General features: G+C 60.1%; 18 protein-coding genes and 2 pseudogenes. 6 read left to right on the top strand and 14 right to left on the bottom strand.

Annotated features, from left to right (window positions below; genetic code table 11):
* Positions 1-548 precede the first annotated feature (548 nt).
* The 13 genes and pseudogenes from ACFXS9_RS19045 to ACFXS9_RS19105 form a co-directional block, all read right to left on the bottom strand.
* Positions 549-3,620: a Ulp1 family isopeptidase gene (locus ACFXS9_RS19045; RefSeq protein WP_392691084.1), complete on the bottom strand. Its 3,072-nt coding sequence runs from the start codon at positions 3,618-3,620 to the stop codon at positions 549-551.
* A 342-nt stretch (positions 3,621-3,962) separates the two neighbouring features.
* Positions 3,963-4,355 (bottom strand): hypothetical protein, encoded by a 393-nt coding sequence (locus ACFXS9_RS19050; RefSeq protein ID WP_392691086.1) that lies wholly within the window; start codon positions 4,353-4,355, stop codon positions 3,963-3,965.
* 244 nt (positions 4,356-4,599) lie between these two features.
* A pseudogene (locus tag ACFXS9_RS19055) lies at positions 4,600-5,884 on the bottom strand (IS256 family transposase).
* 595 nt (positions 5,885-6,479) lie between these two features.
* Entirely contained in the window at positions 6,480-7,823 is a 1,344-nt protein-coding gene (locus ACFXS9_RS19060; RefSeq protein WP_392691089.1) for an IS5 family transposase, read from the bottom strand.
* A 328-nt stretch (positions 7,824-8,151) separates the two neighbouring features.
* Entirely contained in the window at positions 8,152-10,434 is a 2,283-nt protein-coding gene (locus tag ACFXS9_RS19065; protein WP_392691092.1) for a molybdopterin cofactor-binding domain-containing protein, read from the bottom strand.
* A complete protein-coding gene (locus ACFXS9_RS19070) occupies positions 10,431-10,922 on the bottom strand; it encodes a (2Fe-2S)-binding protein (RefSeq protein ID WP_392691095.1) in 492 nt (163 codons plus the stop codon). Before ACFXS9_RS19070 ends, ACFXS9_RS19065 begins: the two co-directional genes overlap by 4 nt.
* 194 nt (positions 10,923-11,116) lie before the next feature.
* Positions 11,117-11,188 (bottom strand): annotated as a pseudogene (gene pqqA / locus ACFXS9_RS19075) (pyrroloquinoline quinone precursor peptide PqqA); the annotation flags it as partial.
* Between the two features lie 135 nt (positions 11,189-11,323).
* The gene (locus ACFXS9_RS19080; protein ID WP_392691098.1) at positions 11,324-11,956 is read right to left on the bottom strand and encodes a hypothetical protein; all 633 of its coding nucleotides are present in this window, start codon (positions 11,954-11,956) and stop codon (positions 11,324-11,326) included.
* Positions 11,953-12,447, bottom strand: a complete 495-nt coding sequence (locus ACFXS9_RS19085) for a c-type cytochrome (protein ID WP_028349867.1) — start codon at positions 12,445-12,447, stop codon at positions 11,953-11,955. The genes ACFXS9_RS19080 and ACFXS9_RS19085 overlap by 4 nt, the downstream gene beginning before the upstream one ends.
* A gap of 147 nt (positions 12,448-12,594) precedes the next feature.
* Entirely contained in the window at positions 12,595-12,807 is a 213-nt protein-coding gene (locus ACFXS9_RS19090; RefSeq protein WP_392691100.1) for a hypothetical protein, read from the bottom strand.
* On the bottom strand, positions 12,807-14,381 hold the full coding sequence (locus ACFXS9_RS19095) for a PQQ-binding-like beta-propeller repeat protein (protein WP_392691103.1): 1,575 nt from the start codon (positions 14,379-14,381) through the stop codon (positions 12,807-12,809). The genes ACFXS9_RS19090 and ACFXS9_RS19095 overlap by 1 nt, the downstream gene beginning before the upstream one ends.
* A 104-nt stretch (positions 14,382-14,485) precedes the next feature.
* Complete coding sequence (locus tag ACFXS9_RS19100) at positions 14,486-15,004, bottom strand: copper chaperone PCu(A)C (RefSeq protein ID WP_392691105.1); 519 nt, start codon at positions 15,002-15,004, stop codon at positions 14,486-14,488.
* Between the two features lie 367 nt (positions 15,005-15,371).
* On the bottom strand, positions 15,372-15,581 hold the full coding sequence (locus tag ACFXS9_RS19105) for a hypothetical protein (protein WP_392691108.1): 210 nt from the start codon (positions 15,579-15,581) through the stop codon (positions 15,372-15,374).
* Between the two features lie 341 nt (positions 15,582-15,922).
* Between ACFXS9_RS19105 and ACFXS9_RS19110 the strand changes: the two genes are divergently transcribed.
* The 6 genes from ACFXS9_RS19110 to ACFXS9_RS19135 all read left to right on the top strand — a co-directional run bounded on the left by ACFXS9_RS19110 (position 15,923) and on the right by ACFXS9_RS19135 (position 21,420).
* Positions 15,923-16,333, top strand: a complete 411-nt coding sequence (locus ACFXS9_RS19110; RefSeq protein ID WP_392691111.1) for a MaoC/PaaZ C-terminal domain-containing protein — start codon at positions 15,923-15,925, stop codon at positions 16,331-16,333.
* Positions 16,333-17,154, top strand: a complete 822-nt coding sequence (locus ACFXS9_RS19115) for an enoyl-CoA hydratase/isomerase family protein (protein WP_392691114.1) — start codon at positions 16,333-16,335, stop codon at positions 17,152-17,154. The genes ACFXS9_RS19110 and ACFXS9_RS19115 overlap by 1 nt, the downstream gene beginning before the upstream one ends.
* A 234-nt stretch (positions 17,155-17,388) precedes the next feature.
* Positions 17,389-17,532 carry a hypothetical protein gene (locus ACFXS9_RS19120; RefSeq protein WP_171713142.1) on the top strand — a complete coding sequence of 48 codons (144 nt, stop codon included), beginning with the start codon at positions 17,389-17,391 and terminating at the stop codon, positions 17,530-17,532.
* 39 nt (positions 17,533-17,571) lie between these two features.
* Entirely contained in the window at positions 17,572-18,765 is a 1,194-nt protein-coding gene (locus ACFXS9_RS19125) for a CaiB/BaiF CoA transferase family protein (protein ID WP_392691117.1), read from the top strand.
* 70 nt (positions 18,766-18,835) lie between these two features.
* Positions 18,836-20,101: a helix-turn-helix domain-containing protein gene (locus tag ACFXS9_RS19130; protein ID WP_392691119.1), complete on the top strand. Its 1,266-nt coding sequence runs from the start codon at positions 18,836-18,838 to the stop codon at positions 20,099-20,101.
* Positions 20,102-20,196: 95 nt separating this feature from the next.
* Positions 20,197-21,420 (top strand): glycosyl hydrolase, encoded by a 1,224-nt coding sequence (locus ACFXS9_RS19135; protein ID WP_392691122.1) that lies wholly within the window; start codon positions 20,197-20,199, stop codon positions 21,418-21,420.
* A 219-nt stretch (positions 21,421-21,639) separates the two neighbouring features.
* Here ACFXS9_RS19135 and ACFXS9_RS19140 read toward each other — a convergent pair whose 3' ends face one another.
* Entirely contained in the window at positions 21,640-22,116 is a 477-nt protein-coding gene (locus tag ACFXS9_RS19140; protein WP_392691125.1) for an Lrp/AsnC family transcriptional regulator, read from the bottom strand.
* Between the last annotated feature and the right edge of the window lie 16 nt (positions 22,117-22,132).

Here is a 22,132-nt window from a genome sequence, read left to right on the forward strand (position 1 = left end):
GATGCGCCAGATCCGCAGCGCAATCGGGGCGACGACAACCGATCCCAAGCTGCTAACAGCCGTCGGGCCCTCTTCCAAGTATGAGGGCAATTTGCGCCGCGAGCCGACCAACGCCATCCTGGCTCTGAATGACACCGACCAGCTCCGACGGAGCAATCGCTGCCGGCGTGTCACTGGAGAGAAAGAATGGTAGCTTGACAACAACCCGCAATTAAAGGGCCGATTGACAGTGCACTGACCGAATCGCCGGCCCCAGGCGCGAGATCTCCACGCGCCTGGCGCGCAGCCGCGTCTTCAGGCCTAACTGCGGCCATTTGGGGAACGATGATACCGGACAGCTTGATGACGGCTGTGAGAACATCGGAAGACGTTGGCTCCGAAATCGCCCGTCGGGCTCCTTCGCGGTCTACGAAAACAGCCTTAGTCCGGCATCCGCTCCACATTGTGAGCCACCATGATGCTCTGCGAGGCGCTGATTTCGCATTCTGGTCGGGTCGGCGAGAAGCCGCTCCAACCAGCTGGGCGCGCACGGTCAGTCGAAGCCGGCATCAGCCCCTCAGTCGGTTTTGCAGTGCCCGCCGATCGACGACGAGATTGTCAAGGTTCAGGTCTACCTGCCGTCTTACCGCCAATCGCCCAACCAGCGCCCGGGTGCCATCCACTACGAAGACGCCGCAATCATAACCGTTATTCTGCTGGCGCATGCTAGCGGCGTGCAGGTTGGCGCCCAGCCGTTCTGCGAGCCGTTGTGCAGGCCGATCATTGAATCCCCGGGCGGAGTCGTAGTGATAGGCAACCGGCCTCTCCCGATCGCGGCGATCGATCAGCAGCAGCGACCAATGGTCGCCGCGGCGAGCGCGGTCCGTAGGGCTGGCATCGCTAACTGGCAAGAACAGGAAATCGGCTATATCGTTACCATTCCGATCATCGACAAGGCGATGGAACGCGCGTAGCGCGTCGCTATCGGCGCCATGGCTCAGCTGAAAGGCGATCAGGGGATCCACGAACCGCGTCCGGGTGGCGAGATTCGGATCACTCCGCCCCAGCTCCTGCGCCAGGAGCTCGTAATCCCGCTGGATATGCTCGTCACCCAGCCATTGCTCGGCGTCGAGCACCCGTCCGCTGCGGTCGCGGGAAGAAGAGGCCCCCGTAGCCAACGCGCCGATCTGAGCATCCGGAGCCGAGGATGGACGAGGATGATGGATAAATTGAGAATCGAGGCGCCCTCGCGGTCCCAACATGATCGAGTAGGTCTCACCGTTGATAGAGACCGGCTGTGGAACGATGCGCAAATTCGGCAACAGCATTCTGTTGTCCAGCACATCAACCAGGAAATCCGGGACGGGCTGGGTACCATGCTGCCAATCCCTACCGACGAGATGTCCGATATCCTCTAGTTCCTGAGGTGCGCCTGATGGCCCGATGAAGAACGGCGATCTGACGCCGGAGCTAGGCGCCAGCGCAGACTGAGCATCGTCACGCATCTCCTGCGGCGTGGACGGCAGATCAACCAGAGAATCAAGACCGCGGTAGATCTCTGACGACCGAGCTGGCGCGGCATCCGGAATTGGCCGGATGCTCGCCCCATAGTCGGACGGCAACGACAGCCACTCACTTGGACCAAAGTCAGGCGGCGTCGGCAAATCACCGAGGCTGAATTCGGACGGGGACAGCCCTCGCGGCGACCAAGCTGGCGCGAGCGGCAGCCACTCGCTCGGGTCGAAGTCGGACGGCACTCGCGGCCACGATAAGCTCGACCCCGCAAGCGGCGATTCCTGCCTCGGCCGCTCAGGGAAGGCCACTCCCAGCGCTCTGTTTGCTTCGACGAGCCGTAGGTACGGCCCAAGCTGGCTGAGTAGCCTGTTCAAACTCAGGCGGATGTTCCGTTTGGCTTGAGTGAATTCCCGGTAATCTACGTTCAACGACCGTTGCTGCTGATCATTGCCGTTGATTCGACTCACTATGCTCTCTTTACCCGTAGTTCGGAGCCAATCACTGAAGCTACGTTGCGCCGAAGCAGTATTCCGCACATATTTCTTTTTCGATTGGGAAGCCGGGTCGGATCCGAGCTTGCTTAGCTGTTCCTTGGCCAAGCCATCGATGATGCTGGCGTCGTCGGCATAAGGATGAAGCCGGCGAGGATGAAGCCCGTGCTGGAGCTCGCCGCGTAGGTACTCCCGAAGGTCGTTGATCCCCAAGCTGATTTTCGGATAGCCAATGTCTCGCTTGAACTCCGAGATATCTTTCTCCAATTGTTTCTCCTGCTCCTCACCGCCGTTGAGTCGACTCTCTATGCTCTCCCTGCCCTCTCTTTTCAGCCAGTCACTAAGCCTGCGCTGACTGCTGGCGACGTTGAGGATAGTCGCCCTCTCTTTGGCAGTCGATTCAGGTCCAAGCCTGCCCAAGGCTACGTCAGTGGCGCCGTCGATGATGCCGGCGTCGCTCTCATAAGCACTCAAAATACGGCGCCCCATGACGCGTGGCCCCGGTCCGAGTGTTTCGAACCCTCCCCCGTCAGGCTGAAGCCTTCGGAGATGATTCAGGGCAACGAAGAGGCGGCCCCTGTGATCATTCTCCTCGCCGTAGGCCATGATGTCCTCGGCTAATTCGTCAGTTCGAAACCGAGAAGTCAGGGATGGCTTCTGTTTGGCTGTGAGCCACTCAGCAAAGTGCGTAAGAACATCCGTATGCCTTCCGAAGGTTCTGTCGGGAACATTATGTGCCCGGGCTGCTGCCGCGTACTGGCGAATGAGTAGCGCGTCTCCGGTAAGGGGCGGCGGAGAAGGAGGAGAACCGCCGGCGCGGGACTTCCGAAGCGCTTCCAATGCGGCATGCACTCGCTTTATGCCCCCCGCATTCACAAATTCATTCGCATGGGCCTTCAACTGAATAGGGTTTTCAAGCAGGCTAGCCAGTGTCAAGTTGTTGGACTTTAAAAACTCGCAGAACCGGCCCAGATGTTGCACCATCTTCTGAATGCTACTGGGAGCATAACTGCCTGCAGCCCGTCGCGCGAACTCGGAAATGAGGGGCGCGTCCTCTTCGGATGCGCGGCTGCGCTTGTAGCAATCGATACGAAGCTCTGAATAGACCACATCCGACGCCGGGCCGCCGAACGACTTTTCACCGCGACTTCCTCCGAAGACTTTGCCGAGCCCTGATTTAACCCGAGAAAACAGTCCTCCGCTCTTATCCCTTGTCCGCGCGACGGGCTCCGGTTCCGATGGTGCTGTATAGGGCGCGCTGCTGAATAGCCTGTCACGCACGTCAGACTGCGATGTGCCAGCAGCTGAGCCACCAAGGTGAGCGCGAGGCATATCTACGCTGTAGCGCGTGTTGTTGAACGAGTTACCCCGAAGGTTGGACTGCGGCGGCACCCGCATCGAACCGCTAACGTCAGTGCGCTGGATACTGTCATGCGCCTTTGCGGGTCGGGTGTCGGGCGAACTCAGCTCAGCTGAGCTCTCATCAGGGGAGCCGAGTTGCAGCTCGCCCAACTGCTGCTCAAAGCCAGCTTGGCCCGAAGGCTCATTATCCGGCTCTTGCCGCGCACGCTGCAGCTCCTGCTGGTCAGCGTACCAATGCGTCCAATAGTTCGGACCGTTATAGCTCGGTTCCATACTACTCTCCCTAGATGAGATGACTCTTCATAGCTGCCCCAGAGCCAAACTCGGGTGCACTGACCACAAAGACTCCAGCTTCAGAAAGCCGATTGCCGAGACCGGCAACCAGAACAACAAGAGGACTGTCGTCGCGCGCCGCTCCGAGTTCGCGCATTACTCACACCAGCGCCAGCCTTAGCTGCCGCAGACGAACCCGCTGGCCTCCTCGGCAGCAGATGGCCGCGCGCGCCAACGACGATCCCTTCATAAAAAGGCCTGGATTCACGTCGCGGCTTGCACTCAGCCTCAACTGATATTGGTTGCACTCAGAGGCTGGCCAGTACAGCCGCCAAGAATGCGCTAAGCCCTGCGCTCCATATCGCCCGAAAGCATGACGTCAGGAAACGGGGATCCTGGATCGGAAATATGTTTCCCCATTTCAAAGTTCTTCTCGTCCTGCCCTTCTCCAGCAGATCGGAATCCGTTCTTATAGAAAAAGACGGAGGCCCCGTCGTCTATAGAAATGAGGGATAGACTGGAAAGGCCCACTGACTCTCTAATCCAATCGGCGATGTCGACCAGAGCCGTCCGTATCCCTTTGTACCTGGATCGGCCGCAACTCTTTATGTCGGTAATTCGCAAAGTGTCGCGCCTCGGCAACACAGTCATCATTCCGATCTCATCGCGTTGACCAGCATCAGAAAACAAAGAGACACGTTGACCACCGCCGCTATTGCTGATTGCGCTGTACAAGTTGATTATCCCTCCCCGCCTCCTGTCAACAGCGACAGAGGCTGGTGAGTAGGCTGCTAAAGCTCCCGAAAAGCGGTCGTATCCGCGCCAGCAGCGCCGGCCAGCGCATCGCGCTGCTGGGCCAGACTCTGCTCGTCGGAGGGAACGTGGTTATAACTGATTCTCATGGTAACAGGTTTTTATTCGGACAACCTTTCGAAAACCTGACGGAGCTATCGCCAATTTTTGGTGACGGCCGGGCCGGTCAGGCGGCGGCGGTTATGGGCTGACGGTCGGTCGGCTTGGCGATGACCTCAATCCCGTTGTTGAATGTCACACCAAGAACGAGTTTTGGCAACTGGTTGTGGCCGTCGAGGCGACGCCAGCTTTTTCTGCGCGCCCTCGAGCAATTTGAAGACCATCGCGAGCGCGGTCCTGTTCGACAGACAGCCCTTCGATCGGATGGTGCGGTGACGCACGGTAGCGAAGGTGCTTTCAATGGGATTGGTCGTCCGCAGGTGTTTCCAGTGCTCGGCCGGGAAGTCGTAGAACGCCAGTAGGGTGTCCCGATCCTTGCTCAGGCAGTCGGCCGCCTTGTCGTATTTGGGCGTGTAGCTCTCGATGAAGGCGTCGAACGCCAGTTCGGCGGCGGCCTTGGTTTCGGCCATCCAGATCTCCTGCAACGCGCGTTTGGCTTTCGGCTGCAGGCTCTTCGGCAACTTGGCGAGCACGTTCGCAGTCTTGTGCACCCAGCAACGCTGCTCGCGCGTTTTCGGCCAGACCTCGCCGGCGGCCTTCCAGAACCCGAGCGCACCATCGGCGATGCTAAGCTGCGGTGGCACGTCGAGCCCGCGCCGCTTCAGGTCGAGCAGCAGGTCGCGCCAGTCGTGCGCGCTCTCGCGGGCGCCATCGGTGAAGCCGACCAGTTCCTTGCGGCCCTCCGGCGTCGCGCCGATCAGCACCAGGATGCACTGCTTTTCGTCTTCGAGGCGTGCCTGGAGATGGATGCCATCGGCCCAGATGTAGACGTAGCGCTTCGCCGACAGATCGCGCTTCTGCCACGCGGTGTGCTCGTCGAGCCAGCCGTCCTTCAGGCGGCCGATGGCGGATGCCGACAACCCGGCAGCATCCTTGCCGAGCAGCGCTGCCAGCGCCTCGGAGAAGTCGCCGGACGAGATCCCCTTCAGGTAAAGGATCGGCAGCAGCGTCTCGATCGATTTCGACCGGCGCATGTAGGGCGGCAGGATCGACGGAGAGAACCGGATGCGGTCGGGGTCGGCGGCGTCCGCCTCGCGATCGCGTATACGCGGCTGGCGGACGGCGACCGGACCGATCCCGGTCATCACCTCGCGTTCCGGCAGGTGACCATGGCGTACGACGCGCTGGTGGCCGTCCGCGGTCTTCAAATCGGCATGCTTGCCGAGAAAGTCTGCGACCTCGGCCTCTACCGCCTGGGCCAACAGGGCGCGCGATCCATTACGCAAGATTTCGGTGAGTTGGTCGTCGACGTTTCCTGGCTGAATCAGCTTGATGATGTTATCTTTGGACACGGCATATCGCTCCTTCGGTGGAGAAGTGGAGGCGTCAAGCACCCCCACGATATGCCGCCTTTCCGATTCCCGGCCGTCACCAACTTTGGGCCATAGCTCAACCTGACGGGACCGACGGGTGTTTCCGGAGCGCCCAGGGCGTCATGCGACGTCCGTCCCTTTGTCGAAGCAAACCAGTATTCAGCCTCTAAATGATTGCGGATGCCCTTACCGACAATCACCATCCGTTCGATCTGCTCTGGTAGTGCGGCAAGCACGTAAACACATTTGTGATCGTGTGGGGGTTACGATTTCACGAGCGCACCTGGCTGGACGCTTGGGTCTTCGTTCAGATAAAAGCGGCCTTCTGGTGCCTTAACCATTGCGGTCCCGATTTCACATTCGGCACCCGTGGTCGAGTTGGCGCGTCCAAGATCAATTCTCTAACGAGAACGAAACAAGGCGCCGCCGAAGCGGGCCTTAGGCTCGGGAGGAATTCAGCGCGCAAGTCATTTCATGCAGTGGCTCGCGATCTTGGACAGCAGTGCATCCTAGTTTGACGGCTTGCGCGATCTCGCGGATCATGATGGGAGAGTCGACCGTGAAGATTCCTTTTTCAGGTCGGATTGAGCAGCGGGCGGGCGAAGATTGCGGCCAGGATTTTGTGCAACAAACGCCTGAGCCAGCGGAGGAGACGGCGGAAGTTGTAGCCGACGGCGGCAAGCACGGCGTTGTTGGCATCGCCGTGCTTGAACCAGAGATAGTTGCGTTCCATGCGGTGCTCGGCCTTGAGATGGCCGATGACAGGCTCGATGGCGGATCTGCGGCGCATGGTGCGCTTGATCGACGGCGTGACACCTCGCTTCTGCCCCGAGATGAAGACCCTGAACTTGTAATCCGGCGGCGCGTTGTGGCCGCGGTATCCCTTGTCGAGGAGGAGCCGCTCGATGATGTTGCCGACGAGCTTTTCCATGTCTGGGATGACGGTTTGCAGCGTGTGGCCGTCATAGGGATTGCCGGGCAGCGCCTTCACATGGGTGACGAACTGGCCGCCCCGGGCGTGGCTGAGCGTGGTTGCGACGGAGACCTTGACGCCGAACTCGTAAGGGCGATGGGCCTTGCCCTTGCCGATGCATTCGACTTCCGGCGCATGCAGCGAATAGACCTTCGGCCCGCGCTGGCGCTGCTGCTGCTCGTGGACGCGGCGCGCCAGCAATAACAGCTTCGAAAATCTCCCCTCGAGCGCGGCGTCGCCCGCGATCTTGCGGCTGACGTCGCGCATGACCCGGCCGAGATAGGTGCGCAACGTCTTCAGCGCCCGCCTGGCGCGCTTGAACTGCTTGGCATGGGCGTAGCGCTGATGTTTTATCAGGGCGAACTTGCCCACCCTCGCATAGGACTGGCGTAAACCCACCCCGGTGAGCTGCGCCAGCCGCACCAGCTTCTCGCGCGCCCGGTTCAGAAGCTTGGCATCGGTCGGAAACATCACGTTCTTGGGCTGCACCGTCGTGTCGACGATCACCCGGGAGAACTCGGACGGTTTGATCGCCTTGGTCCTGACGGCAACCGACAGGCTCTCCTGCAGCAGGGCCTGAAGCCGCTCCTCCCCCATCCGGTTGCGCCAGCGCGTCAACGACGAGCGATCGAACACCAGCCGGTGCTGGAAGAACTCCTCGCCGCAGAAGAACTGGTAATAGGGGTTCTCCACCCAGCGCTCGCACAGCACCTCGTCGGACAGGTCATAGGTGTGCTTGAGGATCGCGAGCCCCGCCATCAAGCGCGTCGGCAGCGGCGGCTGGCCAGGGCCGTCCGTGTAGACCGCTCCGAACGCCTGCTCCAGGAAGCCCCAATCCACCATGCGCGCCAGCGTCACCAGCGAATGCTTCATGTCGATGATCTGATCGAGCCGGGAGCGAAACAGATCCTGCTCGCCGGTCTCGCGCCGCTCTCGTGGCCGCATCCAAACCTCCGCTCACCCACTCTGACGAGCAGAGAATCACGACCGCCGATTCGACGGAATCCCTCATTCGATTTTGCAAGGAAATCGGCCCCGCCATCGCGATTGCCGGCAAAATCAATCGCCGGCATTCCTCGAATTAGCCCGTAACTTCAGGCTGTTCGCGTTACTTCACGGACGACTAAACAGGACAATTTGCGGGGATCCTCGGAATACGGGAACCGATCTAACCCATCTATTCGGTTGTCCGCTTCAGATAGTGCAATTCGAAAAAAACTCGCCGGAGAGGCCCCCCGGCGAGTCGTCCCTGTCGGGTGCTTGTGACTGGGGCTTACGCCTTCATCGCGCTCTTCACGGCTTCCGGCGTGATCGGCAATGCGCGGACGCGGGCGCCGGAGGCATTGAAGATGGCGTTGCCGAGCGCGGGCGCCACAACCGTCACCGCCGGCTCGCCGACGCCGGTCGGCTTGTCGCCATTGGCGATGACGTTGACGGCGACTTCCGGCGTCTGGCTCATCCGCAGCGGCGTGTAAGTATCGAAATTGGTCTGTTCGATAGCGCCGTCCTTCAGCGTCGCCTTTTCATACATGGCGAGCGAAAGGCCCCACAGCGCCGCGCCCTCGACCTGGGCGCGGATGTTGTCGGGATGCACCTGCATGCCCACGTCGGTGGCCACCGTCAGTTTCTTGACCTTGACCTCGCCGGATGGAGCGACCGCGACATGGGCGACGCAGGCGGTCCAGCTTGCGGTGGCGCGCTCCTGCGAGGAGACGCAGGCGATACCCATGCCCTCGCCCTTCGGCAGCTTGGTGGTGCCGTAGCCGGCCATGCCCATGGCCGCCAACAGGGTGTTGCGCAGCCGCTGCGCGCCGCCGTCATTCTTGCCTTTGCCGTCCAGCAGCGCAATGCGATACTGGGCGGGATCCTGGCCGGCCGCGTGCGCGAGCTCGTCGATCATGCTTTCGACCGCCCAGAAGGTCCAGCCCGGCGCCACCGAGCGCAGCGGACCGGACGGCGTGGCGGTATGCGCCAGCTCGTTCTTGATCGCGCGGACATTGTGATTGGGCACGGAATAGAAGAAGTCCGCGCCATTCACGGTGAACGAGTCGAGCGGTCCCTTCTTGTCGACCGAAGGCGTCAGGAAATCCGGGATTCCCCAGCGCGCAGTCGGCCAGGCCGAGACCACATCGTGATTGAGCGCGATCAGCTTGCCGTCAGCGTCCAACCCGGCTTTCACCTTCTGGTAGGTCAGCGGGCGCGAATAGTCCATGGTCATGTCGTTTTCGCGCGAGTAGATGACCTTGACCGGCTTGCCGACAGCCTTCGCCGCCTGCACCGCCGGCACCATCATGTCGGCATCGAGCCGCCGGCCGAAGCCGCCGCCGAGCCACATCTGGTGCATCACGACGAACTTCGGATCGATCCCGGCCGCCGCGGCCGCGATCGCCCCGGTGCGCGTCGCAAACTGGTTGCCGGAATAGATGTGCAGGATGTCGCCCTTGAACTCGGCGGTCGCGTTCATTGGCTCGAGCGGCGCGTGGATGTTGATGCTGGTGGTGTATTCGGCCTCCAGCACCTTGGCCGCGGTCCCGAACGCCGCCGCCGTATCGCCGTCCTTGACGAAGAACTGCCCGGAATCGTCGAGCGCCTGCAGCCGCTTGGCCTCGTCGAGCAACGACTGGCTTGTCAGCTTGGCGTTCGGCCCATTGTCATAAGTGATCTTCAGCGCGTCCGCCGCCTTGCGGGCGTTGGCATAGGTATTGGCCACCGCCACCACCCAGCCGGTCGTGCTGCCGGTCTTGTCGTCGAGCGTCACCGCCTTGATGAAGCCCGGCACCTTCCTTGCAGCGGAATCGTCGACCGACTTCACGGTCGCGCCATAGCGTATCGGCGGAGTAACGATCTTGCCATAGACCATGCCCGGCAGCATGACGTCGATGCCATATTTGGCCGTGCCGTTGACCTTCGGAGGAATGTCGAGCTGCGGCACCGACACGCCGATCATGGTGTACTGATCGGGCGTCTTCAGCTTGATCGCCTTGAGCTCATCCGGCGTGAAGGTCTTGGTGATCTTGCCGCTCTTGACGATCTCGGCAAAGCTCATCGACTTCTTCGACTTCGGATGCAAGACAGTGGAGCTACGCACGACCAGTTCACCGGCCGGCACGCCCATGATGCCGCTTGCTGCTTCCGTCAGTGCGATCCGCCCCGCGGCGCCCGCGCGGCTCATCGCATCGAAATTCATCATCGTGCTCCAGCTTCCGCCCGTGATCTGCGCCCCCAGCACCGGGTCGTTGAACTTCGGATCGTTGGACGCAAGTTGCACCCGCATGTCCTTCCAGTTCGAGCCGAGCTCTTCGGCAACGATCTGTGCCATGGTGGATGCGATGTGCTGGCCCATGTCGGCCTTGCCGCAGGTGACGGTCACGATGCCGTCGGGCGCGATCGAATACCAGACCGACGGTTCGAAATTGGAGGGCGCGGCAAGCGCCCCATCAATGCCGGGAACCGCGGCATAGCCGAGCACGAGGCCGGTGGCGGCCGAGCCGACCAGGAACGAGCGGCGGCTGAGATCGGTGGGTGCGCGCTCGATGACGTTCACGTGCTTATTCATGTGGCCCTCCGTTCGGTACGGGAGTTGGAGGCGGTACGCATTTCGGATGCGGCGCGCATGATCGCCTTCTGAATGCGCGAATAGGTCATGCAACGGCACAGATTGCCGTCCATATGCGCGATCACTTCATCCTTGGTGGGATTGGAATTCTTGGAAAGCAGCGCGGCTGCCTGCATGATCTGGCCGGACTGGCAGTAGCCGCACTGCGGCACCTGTTCGGCGATCCACGCCTTCTGCAAGGGATGATCGCCCTTGGCGGAAAGCCCTTCGATGGTGGTGATCTTCTTGCCGACAGCGTCGCTGACCACGGTCTGGCAGAAGCGAACGGCTTCGCCGTTGAGGTGAACCGTGCAGGCGCCGCAGAGACCTGCGCCGCAGCCGAACTTCGTACCGGTCATCTGCAATTGCTCGCGGATCACCCAGAGCAGCGGCGTATCGTGTGCCGCATCCACGGAGAGATCTCTGCCGTTGATGTTTAACTTTGCCATTTGCCAAAAACCTTCTTACGGGACGAATTCGAGGCGATTGAACTGATTGCATTCCGGTGAAAACGAGTGGCAGCATCGCAAAGCTGCGCTAACTCCCACAGTTACGGCACCCGCCCGCCGCTGACCTGCACCGGGCCGATCGGGCAACAAGCGAAATACCTCAAACGAAGCCTACCGTCCGGGATACCGACCGCGCTGGCACAGGCGTACATGTTGATTTCCATGCCGACCGGCAGTTCTACGATCTTCGGCGCGTTCCACTTCATCTCTTGTTTCCTGGAGAGGCTGAGCTTGGCCTGCGCATCGAGCACACGCCCTCTTGCATCCTCGGCAACTCTCCAAGCCCGATGACGCAAGTTGAAGAAGTGGAAACCACAAGGTACCGGCTCGGCAGAGAAGCCCTATTGCATCTCCCGGGTAATCCGAACATACGTCCAATCAACGAAGTCCCTCAGGTCTCGGCCGGCTCGTCTGAACAAGTTGCGCTCGACGGTGAGCAACCGGTCCGGCAGTGACTTTCTGCATGTGTCGCGGATGAAAACACCGCCGACCGGTTGCTTGTCGGCTTGCGCCTTCCCTTCGGTACATGTCCACCCTTCGCCGCCGTAACGAGACCTGACCTGCGCAGCGAGTAGAAAGGCCTTCTTCCGAGCATACAGTCTTGCATTCGGATCGGTTTCGATATCGAGGCCCGATACGATGCCCTTGCCGTCAATGAAGACGGTCAAAAGCACCGGATGACCCGCAATTAGCGTGCCTTCTCGGCTTGTCTCAGGATCGAACTCGAAGTGAATTGCACGCAACCCATCGCGCTCGGCCGGGCACTCATCCCACGCGGACCAAGCTGGCAGCTTGGCCTTTGGATCCCTGGCGCAGTACAGATTCGCGTAGCCGGCGTCCGATACTATATGGACGGGCCTGCCAACGGTGATATCGCGAACATCATATTCGGGCTCGACCTGCGCGACAGCGGCTTGCATCCCAACGGCAAGAAAGACCCCAACCGACATCACGGCGCGACGTGCCGATTTCATTTCGAGCCCTCAGTCCCCGTCTTGCTGGATGATTCCGCACCCGCCTTGTAGATGTCACATACGCGCGACGTGTTGCCAAAGAAGGTCGTACATTGAGCGTAGGTCGGCTCGCCCGCGCCCTTGACGTGGGCGATCACATAGTCAGCAACCGCTGCGATATCGTTCGGTCGCAGAAACGTGCCGCCCTCGGGCGGCATGCGTTCACCGACATCCTGCCGGGTCATATCGTAGCAGCTGGTTGTGTCATAGGCGCCTCGCACGAAGAACGGCATGCCCGTCCCGGGCCGGCCGCAAGCCACGGTCTCGATGATCTGCTCCTTGGTCAGCTCGGTCTTGCGCAGCGACAGCGCATCACCGCCGTAGCCGCCGCCGCCATCGCCGTGCCATTTGTGGCAGCCCACGCAATTGGCCCTGCTGAATACGGCCTTGCCGGCATTGGTCGGGTCCGACACTGCTGCTTGCGCCGCCTGACCATAGGCCAGGCCTGACATCGAAAGATTCAGCGCGACGACGCTCACGAGCAGGATACTCGTCGCCGCCGGGGATGCGTTGAAAGCCATCATGTTGAAAGCCATCATAGCGTCTCTTTTCGAAAAGGTTGGAGGGTCCGGATTAACGGACCCTCCTTTGCGAGCAGGTCAGAGCGCGAACACGTAGAGCATCGACCCCGGCTGAATCTTCTTCAGCTCGCGCGTCGAATCGATGAACCATTTGTCCCAGGCGCCGCCCAGGCCGACCAGGATCGCGACATACTGCTTGCCTTCCACGGTGAAGGTCATGGGCGGCGCGTTAACGCCGCCGCCGGTACTAAACTCCCAAAGCTTCTGCAGCGACTTGGCGTCAAGGGCCATCACTTCGCCGGACGGCTGACCGGTGAAGACGAGGTCGGAGTGGCCAACATGCCACCCAGATTGGGGAACGGCGTTTCCATTTTTTGGGCGATCTTGCCGGTCGTCACATCGATCGCGGTCACGCTGCCGGTGATCTTGAACGGTTGGCTCGTGCCGCCGCCGGTCCAGAACTCACGCGGCTTCAGTTTCTCCGGCGTCATCACCTCGACCTTGACGCGATTGCAGCTCTCGATCACTGGGATGTACCAAAGCTTCAGGTCGGGATTATAGGCCGTCGGCGGCCAGTTCTTGCCGCCCATGTTGCCGGGGCAGATGTCGGTTTCCATGTTGGTGCGGCTCGGCGTCACCGATGCGATGTAGGTCTGCACGGGCTTGTTCGGATCGTACTCGATCGGCTTGCCGGTCTCCGGGTCGAGCCCCTTGGTCCATGTGACTTTCTTCACGAACGGCAGGCCCCAGACGAACTTGCCTGTGGTGCGATCGATCGCATAGGCGAAGCCGTTGCGGTCCGCTTCGAGCGCGAGCTTCTGCGGACCACTGGGCCCGGGGACATCCACCAGCACGTTTTCCGCCACGCTGTCGTAATCGTAGGGATCGTTTGGCGTGTGCTGATAGTGCCACTTGATCTTGCCGGTTGTGGCGTCAAGGGCCAGCGAACTGTCGGTGTAAAGGTTGTCGCCCGGCCGATAGGCGTTATCCCAGTCCGGTCCGGGATTGCCGATGCCCCAGATGATGGTGTCGGTTGCGGGATCGTAGGTGCCGGTTACCCAGGTCGAACCGCCGCCGGCGGCAGCCGCGTTGTTGCTGTCTTTCCAGGTTTCGCTGCCGGGCTCGCCCTTGCCCGGGATTGTGTGGGTGCGCCAGACCTCCTTCTGGGTCGAGAGGTCGGTGGCGGCAAGCCAGCCACGGATGCCGTACTCCGCGCCGGCAACTCCGGTGATCGCCATGTTCTTGACGATCAACGGCGCGCCGGTGATCGTCTCGCCCTTGTCCGGATCGGCGACAGTACGCTGCCATGCGACCTGGCCGGTTTCCTTGTTGATGGCGATCAGCCGGCCATCGAGCGTATGGGAAATGACTTGATCACCCCACAATGCGACGCCGCGGTTGTCGACGCCGCAGCATGCTACGGCACCAGCCCAGTCACGGTCCGTCTTGGGATCCATCTTCCAGACCAGCACGCCGCGGCCGCCATGCGTATCGATCTTGTAGACCGAACCCCATCCATCGGTAACGTAGAGAAAGCCGTTCTCGGCAATCGGCGTGCCTTCCAGCCCGCCATGGCTCCAGATGCCGCCGCCTTCGATGCCGCCGAGGTGCATGGTCCAGGCGACCTTCAGGTTCTTCACGTTATCGCGGTTGATCTCCTTTAGAGTAGAGAACCGGTGAGCCGAATAATTCTGATGATGATGAAGCCAATTGCCCGGCTCCTTGCCGACATTGAGCAGCCGTTCCTGAGTGACCTCATCCGCGGCACAGACCTGCGCTGCAGCCAGCATGCTACCCGCGGCGATTGCAACCGCAACCAGCCGCGCTCGCGTCGATATTCTTGCGTGATCTGACAATCGCTCCATGAGTAGTGCCCTCCGTTGATATACTATGGTTGATCGAACGTCCGGCACGCGTCCGGGCATTCGGCTGAGAAGCCTTATCCAGCGGGCTCAACGGTCCACTGAGATCAGGGCGTTCGTGAAACCTGCACCTCCGTTTCTTTTGTTCCGGCTTTCTGGAAAACGACGGCGCATGTGAACGTCTCGCCGTCGACAAGTTTGTGGCGAGTCTGTAGCAGCATGACGTGGTATCCATCCTGCCTGAGCTCGAGCGTCCCGTTCTCCGGAATCGGAATTGACTTAATCGCACGCATGGCGGGCGCCCCTTCGCCGCGATCAACAGTGTGCTTTTCCGAAAAATTCGCGAATGGACAGCGGACGCGCAAGATAGCGTCAGCTTCGGCTGCATCGTTCTTGATTGTCAGCAAAAGCGGCAGATCGATACCGATCTGATCGGATGCGGAAACCCGGGCATTCGTCACCTTCAGCGCGTCGGTTGCGGCGGCGAATCCGGGCATCAGCGTCAGCCCAAGTCCGACAATCAAAAGTCGGATCGCAAAGAGCCGCAATCCGCCACCACCGCGCCCAATCCGCCTGCCGCGATCGATGTCGGTGCGGCCGCGAAGTTCGTAGCGATCGTCGTCCATGAGAAACGGAACCGCCAGCGGGCCGACATTATGCAGGTTGGCAAAGAGCTGCAGTGGAATGACCAGCAGTAGCGCGCCAGTCGACCCGACGGCACGCGCGCTCGCAATTGCAATGGAGATCGCAACCGGCGCACCGAGCCCAAGAAGGACGTTGCCAACATGAAGACCCCACACGATCGTGCCTCCCCAACTGTTAGATGCGGCTCGATATTCCGACGCACCGACGGGTGTCTCTACTTACCGGGCGACAGGCGCGACACAACCATCTGCACCAGCGCATGCAAAATGAGCAGTGCACCGCCGACCGGAACGGCAAGATTAGGGTAGACCATCGAGGTCGGCACTGACCACGCGTTCTCCGTCCTAATTAGCGAGAGCACTTCGCCGCCATAGAAGGCGAAGACAATGCCAGCCCGATCATCGCGAGGTCGGTAATGTCCTGCACCGCGCCATGTGTAATCACGGGCAGACGGTCCGCTGGAGCCTTGACCTCAGGATGGACCCAAAGCTTCACGCCAAATGTTTCACGCTGCCGCTCCCCTTCGCGCTTTTTTTGATATACGACGATAGACTTCAATTGAGCGAAAGTATTGGCGAACAGAGCGCAACGCGTTAGGACGCATTTCCGAATTCCTTGTACTTTTTAACGTGACATCGGCATCTGGATAGCGCGCCGATCATCGCCGCGACGCACAATCACTTCTGCGGTGACAAGTGCGCACCCCTTCGAGCCTCCCCTCTGCACGCGATTGCCGAAAAATCCAAGCATTCGCACAAACTGTCCTAACGCCGGCACAGGGTCGCTTCTAACATTTGGAAGAGTAAGCCCACACGTCCACGGCAGCCGAAGCTTACTTCCAGGCTCGCAGATGTCGGGACGATCAGGAAGCGGCAGCTCTAAAGATCAGATCCAACATCATGGCCAAGCGACCTATCATGAACTGTTATGTGATCGGCGATAGCGCCGACGTCGCGAAGACCGTGACCGAATATGACGTATATGCATTCGCAGACATTGTTGGCGACTTCTGCGGCGTACACCTCACTGAGGAGTACGCCAAGAATACGCGCTTCAAGAAGCGGATCGCGCAGGGAACGGTCTCGGTCGGCCTTCCCTCCATATATGATAGCAAAGGCTCCGGAAGCGCAGTGCCTACCGATATGGCGTCACCTTCGATGCCCCGGGCTATTTCGGGGACACCGTCACCGCAAAGCTGGTGGTGCGTGAGAATGATGAGGAGCGCGACACCTGCATATTTACTACGAGGTCACGAATCAGAGAGCGGCACTACCGCGGCCTCGGGCAACAACTACCTGAAGGTCCTTTGATGCAAACAGCTGACCGCGACAGCCTGGTGCTGATGGAGCAGCTCGGCGCCGTTCGCGTGCTCACCATCAATCGCGCCGACAAGATGAACGCGTTCACGCCGGCGCTGATGCACGAGCTGGACCACATGCTTGACGATGCTGCGCGGGATAGCGCGACCCGTGTCGTCATGATCACGGGGGCAGGTCAAAAGGCCTTTGTGGCTGGCAATGACATCGATGGCCTTATCGAGATGAATGGTGTCGAGGCCTATCGCGACATGCAAAGTGGTCAGCGCGTCCTGTTCAGGCTATATGAATTCGCAAAGCCGACTATCGCCACGGTGAATGGCTATGCATTGGGCGGCGGCTTCGAGCTCGCGCTGGCGTGCGACTTCATCGTCGCGTCCGATACGGCGCGGTTTGGCTTTCCGGAGATTACACTCAATACCATCCCTGGTTGGGGCGGAACGCAGCTCGCGGTCAGAAAGATGGGGTTGGCGCGCGCCAAGGAAATGGTGTTGACCGGGCGCCACTATACGACCGCGGAATGCCGGGAGTTTGGGTTCATTCATGTTTTCGCTTCCGCGCCAGAGCTGAAGTCGGCGGCGCTGGCCTTTGCCGAACAGTTGGCGACGCACGATTCGTTCGCCATGGAAATGGCCAAGCGCAGCGTCAACCGCGCCGCCGAGATCCCGCTGAATGCGGGACTGGATCTGGAGGCCGCGAACTACGCCGTCAACTTCGGCACCACTGCCGCCCGCACGGGTTTGCGCGCCTTTGCCGCGCGCCGCAAGCCCAAAAAAGCGCTCACCGACAATTCGACTTCCGAGAAATCCAAGTGATCCCATGAGCATGCCCCATTCGCTGAACGATCAGCACGCGATGATCCGCAATTCCGTTCGGCGTTTCGCGGAAAGCCAGATCGCGCCCTGGTCCCAGCAGTTGTGGAAAGAAGAAGTATTTTTGTACGAAATAAGGCTTGCAGGCTCGGCCTTGCCGGCCTGCCCTACCCTGCGTGTATGGCGGTGGCGGCGGCGAATGGCTGTCCTTCATTATCGTGCTCGAGGAGCTATCGCGTGTCGATTGCGGTCGCCAATTCGCCGCTGATGGCAAATTTCGATGCCAAGGTGCTGAAAATCGTGGAAGGCACATCCGAAATGCAGCGCACGATCATCTCGCGCGAACTACTCGCGCGAATGAAAGCAAAGCGTGAGCGCTGACGTTTGAGAACAACTGCTGGGTCCAGCCATGAGGTTTCCATGCTCGAGGGCATTAAGGTTTTGAGTTTCACGCACTTTCTGCAGGGGCCTGCGGCCGTGCAGATGCTGGCTGACGCCGGGGCGGACGTAATCAAGATCGAGCCTCCTGGAGGCGCATTTGAGCGCGGCTGGTCCGGATTCGATGGCTTCAAGGAAGGCGTGAGCATTTTCTTTCTGCTCGGCAACCGCAATCAGCGGAGCCTCTCGCTAGATCTTCGCAATGAAAAGGCGAAAGAGATCGTGTTGCACATGGTGCGCGAAGCCGACGTGCTGGTTGAAAACTACCGCCCGGGCGTCCTGGAGCGGCTTGGCTTCGGCTATGAAGACATGAAGGCCGTCAACCCCCGCCTCGTATACTGCTCCTGCTCGGGTTATGGATCGTCCGGCCCCTACTTGAAACGGCCTGGCCAGGACATGTTGCTGCAGGCGATGAGCGGCATGACCATGCTCTCGGGCGGGGCCGACGCGCCGCCGACCCCGGTTGGCTCCGCAATTGTCGATCAGCACGCCGCCGTGCTTGCAGCGTTCGGCGTCGTTTCGGCGCTGCTTTCGCGTCAGCGCACCGGACGCGGCGCGCTGGTGGAGAGCAACCTTCTCAATGCAGCCCTCGATCTGCAGATTGAGCCGTTTACCTATTACCTCAACAAGGGCCGGCTCTGGGCGCGCACGGACCCGCCGCTGGGCAGCCGCTTCCACCCCGCTCCGTACGGGATCTATCGCACCGCGGACGGCTGGATCGCGATCTCGCTAACCCCTATATCGCAGATGGCAGCGGCGCTCGACTATCCGAAGCTAGCAGCTTTCAACGACCCTAAGGATCCGATGCGTCGGCGCGACGAGATCCATCACATCGTCTATGAGCGCGTGCAGAGCCGTAAGACGGCGGAGTGGATGGAGATCTTCGATGCGCACAACATCTGGTACGCGCCGGTGAATGACTATGAGGAGGTCGAAACCGATCCGCAGGTCGCACATAACAACATGATCATGACGATCGAGCACCCTCAAGCGGGCGAGGTGCGGCTCTTGGCGCATCCGGTCCGCTACGATGGCGAAGCGCCACCGCTACGTCGATTGCCACCGCGGCAAGGCGAACATACCAGGGAAATCTTGGCCGAGCTTGGCTATGCAGCGGACGAAATCGACGCATTGTCTGACGACGGGATAGCCATTACCAACAAGGCCGCCTCGTGATCATCGCAACCAAGCCGGAAAGCTGGCGGCTACGAGCTTCAGCAAGTTCGAGATTGGCCGAACGCATGCGGTGACCCGCACTTTCACCAAAACGGAAGTGGACGCTTTCGGCTATCTCTCAGCGGATCCTGATCCTGGATACGATGGTCCGCAAACAGACGGGAGAGGCAGTCCTCAGCGGACTTTCGGCTTACAAGTATCTGCGTTTCAGACAGGGCCTTCGTTCCACTGCAGCAGAAATTCGCCAGACGGCGAATCCTCAAGAAAACGGGGCTGGCATATTAACGCGACTGATGCTATAAAAATGACTGAAATCGTTTTCAGAACTCAACGATTACCAACCATGGCGTCCTCAGAGCCGATGGATGACGTAGAAGGATCACCGGCGAGACTGGGCCGACGACCGGCGGCAGTCCGCTCCTTCTTTTCACGAGGCGAGCCAGCGCACCGGAAACCGTGTTGTTCACTGCCGGTCGTGAAGATAGAGCACTACGATTACGGCTCCCAGATCAAGTCGCTCAACATCCATTTTGCACCGCTGGAGAAGATGAAATCGACGCTGCCCTACCCGCATCGGCACGACTTCTATCATATCGTCTGGGTGACCCGCGGCACCGGCTGCCACATCATCGACTCCGTCAAATATGAAGTCCGGCCGAACAGCCTGTTCTTCATGGCCCCAGGGCAGATCCATGATTTCACGCTCTCGGAAGACGCGATCGGGCACACCATCAGCTTCAGCCCGGAATTCTTCGCTTTCAGAGTCCACAACCGGCATTCGCTCACCGACATTCCGATCTACAGTTTCGAAAATCTCAACAATGCGCTTTATTTGGACGATATGCAGGCCGAGAGCCTCCGCCAAATCACGGACGCCATGATCGAAGAATACACGGCGGAGAAGACCGGGCATGAGGATGTGATCTGGTCCTATTTGCGGATCTTCCTCATGAAGACGTCGCGTATAGCCGTACCTTCCGCCATCGCCGACCTGTCGTCCCGAAACCTGCTCCTGTCACGCCGCTTTAAGAGCGCGCTGGAGAAGAATTTCGGCACCATCAACGAGACGGCGGAATATGCCAGGCTTCTGAAGGTAACCGAGCGCGCGCTCAACGAAGCCACTCGCCAAGCGCTTGGTTCAACTGCGGCCCAGCTCATTCGCGAGCGGATCATGTTAGAGGCCAAGCGGCTGCTGCTGCACTCCGATATCAGCGTGGCCGAGATCGCCGATCGTCTCGGCTTTGAGGACCCCGCCTATTTCAGCCGCTGTTTCAAGAAGCACACCACCCGATCGCCGATCGAATTCCGCCAAAGCCTCGCCAAGCTAAACCTCTGATCCGATCGCCGAGCAACCAAAATGGCTGCCCTCCAACCCCATTTGGCGGTCCGCCACGAAGATCTCACCTAACCTATGTTTTCTCGGAAAGAAGCATGCCCGACACCACCAACAATTCGATCGAGCTCACTGCCGCACAGCGGCGACTGTTCACCGAGGTCCTGGACGTCATGGCTCGCAAAGTGGCCGAAGACGAGCCGACATTGGGCGTCGAATTTCCGCATGTCACGGCACCGGACGGCTCCTGGATTAAGCTGCCGGCTTCGCTGTCTGCTGGCTATAAGGGCGAAGCCTGGAGCCACGGCAACTGGCTGTGCGGCTTCTGGGTGGGCCTGTTGTTGACCTGCTATGTGCATACCAAGGAGACGAAATACCTGATCTGGGCGCGCGAACGCATGCGGCTAGTGGCTCAGCGCGCGGACGACCCCAACACCCACGATATCGGCTTCATATTTGACAGCAGCGCTATCCCCGCGCACGTGATCACTGGCGATCGCTGGTATGCGGATCTCGCGATGAGGGCGGCTGACAAGCTTCGGGCACGGATTATCACCACGCGAAGCGGCGCGTATCTCGCCTCCTGGGGTCCGCTGGACGACCCCCGCGGGCAATGCAGTTCAGCGATCGACACCATGGCTAATCTCTCGCTGCTGTATTGGGCAACCAATTATAGTGGCGATCGCAGCTATCGCCTGGCCGCCGAAGCGCATGCCGACATGACTGCAAAGGCTTTCATTCGCCCCGATCATTCCACCTATCATGCGGTGGAGTATGACGTGGTGAGCGGCGCGCGGAAGCGCGGCTATACGTTCCAGGGAGCGGGCAACGAATCCGCCTGGACCCGCGGTCAGGGCTGGGCCATCTACGGCTATGTCAACTCCGCGCGAGAGACCGGGCATCGCCGATATCTGGACCTCGCGGAACAACTTGCAAATTACCATATGAAGCGGCTCGCTGGACGTCAGGTCCCGCCGTGGGACTTCGATGCGGCGGAGGCCGACGCCGACATTAAGGACACGGCAGCAGCGGCCGTGATCTCATCCGCGTTGCTCGAACTGGGGCGGCTGCATCCCGATAGCACCGCAGCTTCAGCGTGGACTGACCAGGGATTGGCGATGCTGGAAGCGCTGTGCCGCGATGAGTTCGCGCGAGAGGGGTCGCATCGCGGCTTATTAAAGAATTCCTGCTACTCGAAGCCGCACAATGAGGGGGTGCGCAGCGCGACCATGTTCGGCGACTTCTTCTTCACCGAGGCGCTGTGCCGCGTCATGCTGCCCGGTCAGTTCCGACCTCTGATGGCGGTGCCGACACTCGCGTGAGGTGAACTGGCGTTGCAGACCTGATCTGCACGGCACGCGCGACTTCCGGGATCTCAAACCCGCGCGCAATCCATCGACGACACTTTCTGGATGATTCGCAAAATTCAGCCGTCGTTCCACAATTCACGCTTCTCATAACAGCCTACACGACCTGAGCTCGGCCGCCGAGTGGATTCTCCAGCGGGACCTTGAACCGCTGGCCGCCCTACGCCTCGCTGGTCACCAGCATGCAATAGAAGCCATTGGTAAAGTGAAGCCAGCTTTGACTCTGTCCAAAACGACCATACTTTCAACGCGCTTTATGTCTGGGTTTTCGTGTACGAGACACCGAGTGAAGTGCTCGTACTCTTCCATGTTATTTGCTGTTACGAGGAGAACGAAGTCGGTCTGTCCGGTAACGTAGAATCCGCTCATCACCTCAGGCATCTTGCGGATTGCCCGCTTGAAGCGATCGATTATGTCGCTCCGATCACGCTCAAACGAAATGAGAACCAGCAGGGTCACGTTTCGTCCGACTGCCTTTGGGGAGACGATTGAAACGTCTCCTTCTATGATGCGCTCCGATCGTAGGCGTTTCAGTCGACGCTGAACTCCGGATGCAGACAAACCGACCTTCGCACCAAGTTCTTCACTGCTCAAACGATTGTTGCGCTGCACGAGGTCAAGAAGACGAGCATCGATTTTGTCGAGTTGCATGGCTGCGACCATGTTT

It is taken from the genome of Bradyrhizobium sp. RDI18, from assembly GCF_043203335.1.
Taxonomy (GTDB): domain Bacteria; phylum Pseudomonadota; class Alphaproteobacteria; order Rhizobiales; family Xanthobacteraceae; genus Bradyrhizobium; species Bradyrhizobium retamae.

Coding starts and splice junctions, on each gene's coding strand:
- ACFXS9_RS19045 (WP_392691084.1), bottom strand. CDS start 3,620: ATGGAACCGAGCTATAACGGTCCGAACTATTGGACGCATTGGTACGCT.
- ACFXS9_RS19060 (WP_392691089.1), bottom strand. CDS start 7,823: ATGCGGCCACGAGAGCGGCGCGAGACCGGCGAGCAGGATCTGTTTCGC.
- ACFXS9_RS19065 (WP_392691092.1), bottom strand. CDS start 10,434: ATGAATAAGCACGTGAACGTCATCGAGCGCGCACCCACCGATCTCAGC.
- ACFXS9_RS19070 (WP_392691095.1), bottom strand. CDS start 10,922: ATGGCAAAGTTAAACATCAACGGCAGAGATCTCTCCGTGGATGCGGCA.
- ACFXS9_RS19080 (WP_392691098.1), bottom strand. CDS start 11,956: ATGAAATCGGCACGTCGCGCCGTGATGTCGGTTGGGGTCTTTCTTGCC.
- ACFXS9_RS19085 (WP_028349867.1), bottom strand. CDS start 12,447: ATGTCAGGCCTGGCCTATGGTCAGGCGGCGCAAGCAGCAGTGTCGGAC.
- ACFXS9_RS19090 (WP_392691100.1), bottom strand. CDS start 12,807: ATGGCCCTTGACGCCAAGTCGCTGCAGAAGCTTTGGGAGTTTAGTACC.
- ACFXS9_RS19095 (WP_392691103.1), bottom strand. CDS start 14,381: ATGGAGCGATTGTCAGATCACGCAAGAATATCGACGCGAGCGCGGCTG.
- ACFXS9_RS19100 (WP_392691105.1), bottom strand. CDS start 15,004: ATGGACGACGATCGCTACGAACTTCGCGGCCGCACCGACATCGATCGC.
- ACFXS9_RS19110 (WP_392691111.1), top strand. CDS start 15,923: ATGGCCAAGCGACCTATCATGAACTGTTATGTGATCGGCGATAGCGCC.
- ACFXS9_RS19115 (WP_392691114.1), top strand. CDS start 16,333: ATGCAAACAGCTGACCGCGACAGCCTGGTGCTGATGGAGCAGCTCGGC.
- ACFXS9_RS19125 (WP_392691117.1), top strand. CDS start 17,572: ATGCTCGAGGGCATTAAGGTTTTGAGTTTCACGCACTTTCTGCAGGGG.
- ACFXS9_RS19135 (WP_392691122.1), top strand. CDS start 20,197: ATGCCCGACACCACCAACAATTCGATCGAGCTCACTGCCGCACAGCGG.
- ACFXS9_RS19140 (WP_392691125.1), bottom strand. CDS start 22,116: ATGCAACTCGACAAAATCGATGCTCGTCTTCTTGACCTCGTGCAGCGC.